At 71.1% G+C, this 4,588-nt stretch carries 8 protein-coding genes and 1 pseudogene; all 9 read right to left on the reverse strand.

Annotated features, from left to right (window positions below; all coding sequences use genetic code 11):
* Positions 1-358 (reverse strand): GvpL/GvpF family gas vesicle protein (locus B7767_RS22180; protein WP_143652580.1); only part of this gene is annotated, 358 nt, incomplete at its 3' end.
* Complete coding sequence (locus B7767_RS22185; protein WP_085573743.1) at positions 355-726, reverse strand: gas vesicle protein; 372 nt, start codon at positions 724-726, stop codon at positions 355-357. The genes B7767_RS22180 and B7767_RS22185, both read right to left, overlap by 4 nt.
* Complete coding sequence (locus B7767_RS22190; RefSeq protein ID WP_085573744.1) at positions 723-1,886, reverse strand: SRPBCC family protein; 1,164 nt, start codon at positions 1,884-1,886, stop codon at positions 723-725. The genes B7767_RS22185 and B7767_RS22190 overlap by 4 nt, the downstream gene beginning before the upstream one ends.
* Positions 1,883-2,470 (reverse strand): DNA primase, encoded by a 588-nt coding sequence (locus B7767_RS22195; protein ID WP_085573745.1) that lies wholly within the window; start codon positions 2,468-2,470, stop codon positions 1,883-1,885. Before B7767_RS22195 ends, B7767_RS22190 begins: the two co-directional genes overlap by 4 nt.
* Positions 2,467-2,733: a gas vesicle protein GvpG gene (locus B7767_RS22200; RefSeq protein ID WP_085573749.1), complete on the reverse strand. Its 267-nt coding sequence runs from the start codon at positions 2,731-2,733 to the stop codon at positions 2,467-2,469. The genes B7767_RS22195 and B7767_RS22200 overlap by 4 nt, the downstream gene beginning before the upstream one ends.
* Positions 2,734-2,737: 4 nt before the next feature.
* Positions 2,738-3,511 (reverse strand): GvpL/GvpF family gas vesicle protein, encoded by a 774-nt coding sequence (locus B7767_RS22205; RefSeq protein WP_085573746.1) that lies wholly within the window; start codon positions 3,509-3,511, stop codon positions 2,738-2,740.
* On the reverse strand, positions 3,508-3,942 hold the full coding sequence (locus B7767_RS22210) for a gas vesicle structural protein GvpA (protein WP_085573747.1): 435 nt from the start codon (positions 3,940-3,942) through the stop codon (positions 3,508-3,510). Before B7767_RS22210 ends, B7767_RS22205 begins: the two co-directional genes overlap by 4 nt.
* A gap of 46 nt (positions 3,943-3,988) precedes the next feature.
* Positions 3,989-4,360, reverse strand: coding sequence for a gas vesicle protein (locus B7767_RS22215; RefSeq protein WP_085573750.1), 372 nt, complete (start codon positions 4,358-4,360; stop codon positions 3,989-3,991).
* A 108-nt stretch (positions 4,361-4,468) separates the two neighbouring features.
* Positions 4,469-4,588: pseudogene (locus B7767_RS48215) on the reverse strand (ATP-dependent DNA ligase); the annotation flags it as partial.

Genomic DNA, 4,588 nt, shown 5'->3' on the forward strand with positions numbered 1-4,588 from the left:
CCTCCAGCCGGTCCAGGGTGCGCAGGAAGCTCTCCTCGCGCGCCTCCATCATGGTCCGTACGCCGCTGTCGTCGCGGAACACGGTGCCGAGCCGCAGCGGCAGCGGGGTCGTGACGGTGGTGAGCGCGTCGATCACGCCCTGGTGGGCACGGGCGACCGCGGTCAGCCAGTCGAGGTCCTCCAGGTGAGCGCGCAGCGGTTCCTCCGCGAAGTCCGCCTCGGGCACGTGGCTGACGACGGCCACCAGACCGTGGTGGGGCAGCAGCCGGGGCGGATCGCCCCCGACTCCGGTCAGCTGTGCCTGGAGCGGCGTGCCGTAGGGGCGGCAGACCGCGTAGACGTACCGCAGTCCGGTCACGGGCCCTCCTCCTGTGCGCGGCGGGGCTCCAGGCCCTCCTCCTGTGCGTGGCGGGGCTCCAGCCCCAGTTCCTCCAGCCGGGCCAGCCGTTCGCGCAGCTCCGCGTTCTCCCTGGCCAGTTCGTCGCGCCGGGCGCGCGAGGAGAGCGCCGGGTCGGACTCCCACCAGTCGATCCCCATCTCCTTCGCCTTGTCGACGGAGGCGACGACGAGGCGCAGCTTGATGGTGAGGAGTTCGATGTCCAGCAGGTTGATCCGGATGTCACCCGCGATCACGACGCCCTTGTCGAGCACCCTTTCCAGGATGTCGGCGAGATTGGCGCCGCTGCTCTGGCCGTACGGCTCGGGAAGCCGGCTGGGGGTCGTCATCGGCGGCTCCGGCTCTCGGACTGCTCGTCCTCGTCCTCGTCCTCGTACGTGTACTCGTCCTCCGGGTACTCGTCCTCGTCGGACTCCTCGGCCGCCTCCGGTTCCTCTTCCTCTTCTTCCTCTTCCTCGTCTTCGTCTTCGTACTCGCCCTCAGGCTCGTACTCCTCCTCGGGCTCGTCCTCGTACTCGCCCTCGGGTTCCTCTTCCTCCCCGCGGTCGCCCTCGGGTTCCTCTTCCTCCTCGCGGTCGTCGGCGGAGGTCTCGTCCTCCTCCTCGGCGAGGGCGTCCTCGTGGCTGCGGACGACCTCGCCGTCGCGGATCTCGCCCCGCCAGCTGTCCTCGGCCTCGCCCTTGAGGGTGATGAAGCGGGCGAAGTGCTTCAGGTCGAGCCGGGCGCGGCGGCCCTGGGCGCGCCAGATGTTGCCCGTCTTCTCGAAGAGGCCCGAGGGGTAGTACTCGATGACCAGCAGGACCCGGGTGAGGTTGTCGGCGAGGCGGTGGAAGGAGACGACGCCCCGCGTCGTGCCCTTGGCGCCCTCCGAGGACCAGGCGATGCGGTCGTCGGGGACCTGCTCGGTGGTCTTCGCCTTCCAGCTGCGGTTCGACCACCAGATCTTCGCCTGCCAGTCCGACGTGGTGTCGTCGGACTTGCTGGCGCTCTTGACGCCCTTGGCGAAGGTGCTGAAGTCCTGGTACTGGGTCCACTGGTCGTACGCCGTGCGCAGCGGGACCCCGACATCGATGTACTCCATGATGACGGTGGGCTTCTGACCAGCGGACTTCTTGCGCTTGCCCTTGCCGCCTCCGCCCAGGCCCTTCAACGCGCCCATCACGTTGTCCTTGGCCCGTGAGGCGCCGAGTTCGACGGCGCTGCGCAGCGGGCCCTTGCCCTCGGCGATCTTGCGACCGCCGTCGAGGGCGAGCTTGGCGAAGCCCGGGCTGTTGCCCTCGGCGATGTCGTTGAGCTTGTTCGTGGTCTCGCCGAGCTTGTGGCCGAGGCCGGTCAGCAGCCGGGTGGCCTGGGCCGCGAGGTAGTCCTGCAGCTCGGCCTTGAGCCGGTCGGCGGCCTCGCTGTGGGCCACATCGGCGAGCGGGTTCTTCGCCGCCCCGTTCGCACCGTCACGCGCGGCGGAGCCGGCCCGTCCGAGGGTCTCGGTCATCGCTCACCGCCTCCCTTCGCCGTGCGGGAGCGGGCGCCGCGGGCCGCGGCCCCGGTCTTCTTGGCGGCCGTCTTCTTCGCCGGAGCCGTCTTCTTCGCCGCGGCCTTCTTCGCGGGGGCGGCCTTCTTCGCCGGGGTCTTCCTGGCCGGCCGCTCGGAGGCCTGCTCGTCCGACGGCTCCCGGTCCTCCGCCCGCGCCTCCTCGCGTTCCTCGTCCTCGTGTTCCTCGTCCTCGGCGTGTTCCGCGTCGGCGTCGTCCCGCGGGCCGGCGCCCGTCAGCCGGTCCCGCATGTCGGCGGTACGGCCGTGCAGCCGGTCGGCGAGGGAGTCGAGCTGCCGCTCGACCAGCGCGCCGGAGGCCGCCTTGCCGACGCCCCGCAGGTCACCGCGCAGCTGGTCGCCGATCTCCTTGAACTGCGGATTGTCCCGTAGCTGCTGGGAGACCAGGTCCGCGACCATGCGCGGGCTGAGGTTCAGCTTCTTGCCCGCCACCAGGCCGCCGACGGCGACCGCCATCTTCAGTTTCTTCGTCCGTCCGAGGAGGTATCCGGCCCCGATCGCGAGGCCCAGTCCCATTCGGTTCATCGTGGTGCCGTCCCGTCCCCTGTACCCGCGCCGGTGCGCGTTGCGGTCTCCAACCGGTCGAGGAGTTCGTCCTCCTGCCGGTCGAACTCCTCCTCCGTGATCTCTCCGGCCTCCAGCTGCTCCTCCAGCCGTGCCAGTTCGGCCCGTATCGTGGCGGGGTCGTAGTAGATGCGCTCCGCCTCCCGCAGTACCTGCCGGATGGCCCAGCCGCTGCCGCGCACCGGGGCGAACGGCAGCAGCAGGACCTCCGAGATCAGGCCCATGTCGTCACCCCGCTCCGGCGTCCGCCCCACCGGCCGCGGTGCCCGCCGGCTCGGCCGGGCCGGGCTCGACGAAGCTGTACGGCGGCAGTGGGCCGTTCAGACGTACTTCGAGGTGGGGCAGGTCCTTGCGGGCCTGGTCCACCGCTTCCAGGAACTCCGCCGCCGCCTCCCGCTTCACCAGGTACGACACGTTGGCGAGCCAGCCCGTGGACTCGGGGCCCACGCTCACCGCGTCGGCGACCGGTTCCAGGACGCGCTCCAGTGCGACGGCGTCCTCGGCCTCCTTGGCCTTGACGGCGGCGGCGACCATCTCGCCGAGCTGGATCTTCTGCTCGTAACTGCCGCCGCCGGACTTCCGGTTGGCCTCCGCGAGGGCACGGATCTCCGGGTTGCCGGCCATCACGTGGTGCAGGACGGCGTCCTCGACGTGGTTGGCCTTGACGTTGTACTCGACCCGGCCGTCCAGGGCCCGCAGCCGCTCCCCGTAGTGCTCGGCGCGCTCGGCGAGGACACCGGTGACGGCGTCGTCGTCCGGGGCGACGCTGCCGAAGCGCATGGGCAGCACACAGCCGGCCGCGCCGGCCTCGCTGAGCACGTTCTGGTGGGCGAGCAGTTCCCTGCGCTTGGGACGCAGGTCCTCCGGGGCGTCACTGACCAGGGCCGCCAGCTCGCCCTCGCGCAGGACGCGCACCGGCAGCTGCGGGTCGCCGACACCGCCCACACCCTCGGGAAGGCCGGGGTGCGAGGCCGCCGTGATGCCGTAGACGTACGTGCTCACTCCTGCTCCTCCTTCCGGCGGGCCGAGGTGCTCTTGCGGGCCCGCGGACGCGACTCGCCCTCGCGCCCGGAACCGTCCTCACGCGCCTGCTTGAAGGCGTCGGATATGGTCTCGGCGGCACCGGACAGCGCCCCCTTGGACTTGCCGCGGGCGCCGGACTCGGTGACCTCACCGACGATCTCGGGCAGACCCGGGCTCTTGCGGGGACCCGCCTCCAGGTCGAGGCGGTTGCACGCCTCGGCGAAGCGGAGATAGGTGTCGACACTGGCGACGACGACACGGACGTCGATCTTGAGGATCTCGATGCCGACCAGGGACACGCGCACGAAGGCGTCGATGACGAGCCCCCTGTCCAGAACAAGTTCAAGCACGTCGTAGAGGCCGCTGCTGCCGCCTCCACCGCCGGTCTGCTGTGCCGGTACGACTGTCATGCCGACTCTTCCTCCTTTTCCGTGGGTGTGGGTCCGGCCGGGCGGCCTACCGGCCGCCGGGCCGGTGTGCGTCGGCCCGCCCCCGCTCGTAGCGGCGGACGCGCCGGTACCCGGTGAGCTCGCCGTCGGGGTCCAGCTCGACCTGGTAACTCGCCATCAGGCTCATCGTGTCGGGCACCCGCTCGAGTTCGAGGACCTCGACCTCCAGCGCCCAGCCCTCCTCCGTCTGCTCGAAGGACGACACGGACTCGGCTTCCATCCCGGTGAGCTCCGCGAGCTGGCCGCGCGCCCGGCGCAGCAGCTCCATCGGGCTCGGCCGTTTGGTGGTTCTGGTGTTGTCCGTTTTCTTGTGGGATTCCTGTGAGTCCTGGGTTTCCTGTGAACCCTGTGACCCTTCGGTGTTCTTCGTGTTCGACATGGCCACCTCCCCCTCCGTGTGGCCGCAAGTGTGTTCGCCAAACCTCTGTGGGATCGGCCGTTCCCCGCGGCCGGGCATCGTGCCCGGTCGGAGGGGTACCGGCGCCGCTCAGTCCCGCAGTGCGGCCAGTCGGCGGCGGGCCGGCCCGAGGGAGCGGCCCCGGCTCGGCAGGCCGGCCCAGGGCTCGGTGCGGGCCTGCTCGACGGCGTCGGCGACGGTCCAGCGGCG

The sequence above is a fragment of the Streptomyces sp. 13-12-16 genome, from assembly GCF_002114215.1.
In the GTDB taxonomy this organism is placed as follows: domain Bacteria; phylum Actinomycetota; class Actinomycetes; order Streptomycetales; family Streptomycetaceae; genus Streptomyces.

Excerpts from the sequence above, each read along its gene's own strand:
- B7767_RS22215 (WP_085573750.1), bottom strand. The coding sequence starts at position 4,360 with ATGTCGAACACGAAGAACACCGAAGGGTCACAGGGTTCACAGGAAACC.
- B7767_RS22185 (WP_085573743.1), bottom strand. The coding sequence starts at position 726 with ATGACGACCCCCAGCCGGCTTCCCGAGCCGTACGGCCAGAGCAGCGGC.
- B7767_RS22210 (WP_085573747.1), bottom strand. The coding sequence starts at position 3,942 with ATGACAGTCGTACCGGCACAGCAGACCGGCGGTGGAGGCGGCAGCAGC.
- B7767_RS22190 (WP_085573744.1), bottom strand. The coding sequence starts at position 1,886 with ATGACCGAGACCCTCGGACGGGCCGGCTCCGCCGCGCGTGACGGTGCG.
- B7767_RS22200 (WP_085573749.1), bottom strand. The coding sequence starts at position 2,733 with ATGGGCCTGATCTCGGAGGTCCTGCTGCTGCCGTTCGCCCCGGTGCGC.
- B7767_RS22195 (WP_085573745.1), bottom strand. The coding sequence starts at position 2,470 with ATGAACCGAATGGGACTGGGCCTCGCGATCGGGGCCGGATACCTCCTC.